The organism is Sulfolobus sp. B1, assembly GCF_007050195.1.
In the GTDB taxonomy this organism is placed as follows: Archaea; Thermoproteota; Thermoprotei_A; order Sulfolobales; family Sulfolobaceae; genus Saccharolobus.
This window is the reverse complement of record NZ_QIMI01000278.1, coordinates 1-1,036: the sequence shown is the minus strand read 5'-3', so window position 1 is coordinate 1,036 and position 1,036 is coordinate 1. Positions and strand designations below refer to the sequence as shown.

Here is a 1,036-nt window from a genome sequence, read left to right as displayed (position 1 = left end):
ACGTATAAGCTAACTAATTCCTTTTCATATAAGTTATTAGCGTTAAATCCCCTGAAAGGCTTTATATTTCTCTTTATGTATGCGTTTTTCAGTATTTCTACTAGATCATCTCTAGTGATAGAATCCCAGCTGGCCGTGATTAGCCCCCATATTTCAGTAAGTACCTTAACCCTTTCCTTGTATATTTCCTTTACCATCCTTGCTTACCTCTTAAGTTTATGTGTCAATTTCTTTTTAAGACATACTAGATTAAGTACTTTATCATGAGTACTTCTATAGAGGAAAACTTAAAGCCAAATATAGTTGTACTCTCCACATCAGATCTAGAGGAAGAAATAAAAGGGATTGTTGAAGAGTTCAAGAAATATAAGTTGGATAACGAAGAAGAGCACAAGAAAATAGGTGAAGTTCTATCAACAATAGTTAAGTTAACTAGTTGGATAAATCTTGCGAAATCTCAAGGAGTATGGAAATCTAAGACATGCAAGCACTCAATTAATTTTGTTTGTGAAGCTTGGAACATAAGCGATCCGGAAAAACTTGGAATTCCATTAGACGCTATAAGCACGACTCAAGATGGTAATAAAAAAGTAATAGTAGGCAAGTTCCCAGATATATGCATAGTATGTCCTTTATACGAAGGTAGAAGAAGTTGAATATTCTTGATTATATATTTTGTTAAGATAATTATACAGCTTTTTTAATGACTCGTTTTGTAAGATATATTCAGCATCTATATCATTTATTAATTCTTCAACTGCACTTGATAAGTCTGAAATTATTATATCTATTATTTGTTTATATTCTTCTTCATTTGAAATTTCGATACATTTCTTAATGATCTCATCGCTCGGATGAGTAATTCCCTTTAAGTATTTGGTTATTAATGCGGGTGATACTTCTAACTCATCAGCAAGCTCCTTCTTGCTTCTGTTTTGGAGTAAAATGTAAATGATACTAAGTCTAGACTCTTTACCTAAATCATGAATATATCTAACCACGATTATTTACTTTAAGATTGTAAACTTTAATAAGG

General features: G+C 31.5%; 3 protein-coding genes. 1 reads left to right on the top strand and 2 read right to left on the bottom strand.

The annotated features are described in order from the left end of the window. Positions 1–197 (bottom strand): DUF2192 domain-containing protein (locus DMP16_RS10165; RefSeq protein ID WP_143577215.1); only part of this gene is annotated, 197 nt, incomplete at its 3' end. 66 nt (positions 198–263) lie between these two features. Between DMP16_RS10165 and DMP16_RS10160 the strand changes: the two genes are divergently transcribed. Then, positions 264–656 carry a hypothetical protein gene (locus DMP16_RS10160; RefSeq protein WP_069282591.1) on the top strand — a complete coding sequence of 131 codons (393 nt, stop codon included), beginning with the start codon at positions 264–266 and terminating at the stop codon, positions 654–656. On the opposite strand, the gene DMP16_RS10155 is transcribed toward DMP16_RS10160, so the two are convergent. Then, complete coding sequence (locus DMP16_RS10155; RefSeq protein WP_069282592.1) at positions 633–1,001, bottom strand: helix-turn-helix transcriptional regulator; 369 nt, start codon at positions 999–1,001, stop codon at positions 633–635. The two genes, DMP16_RS10160 and DMP16_RS10155, sit on opposite strands and share 24 nt — an antisense overlap. Between the last annotated feature and the right edge of the window lie 35 nt (positions 1,002–1,036).

What these genes read in the sequence shown, in the direction of transcription:
- DMP16_RS10160 (WP_069282591.1), top strand. Translation starts at nt 264, where the DNA reads ATGAGTACTTCTATAGAGGAAAACTTAAAGCCAAATATAGTTGTACTC.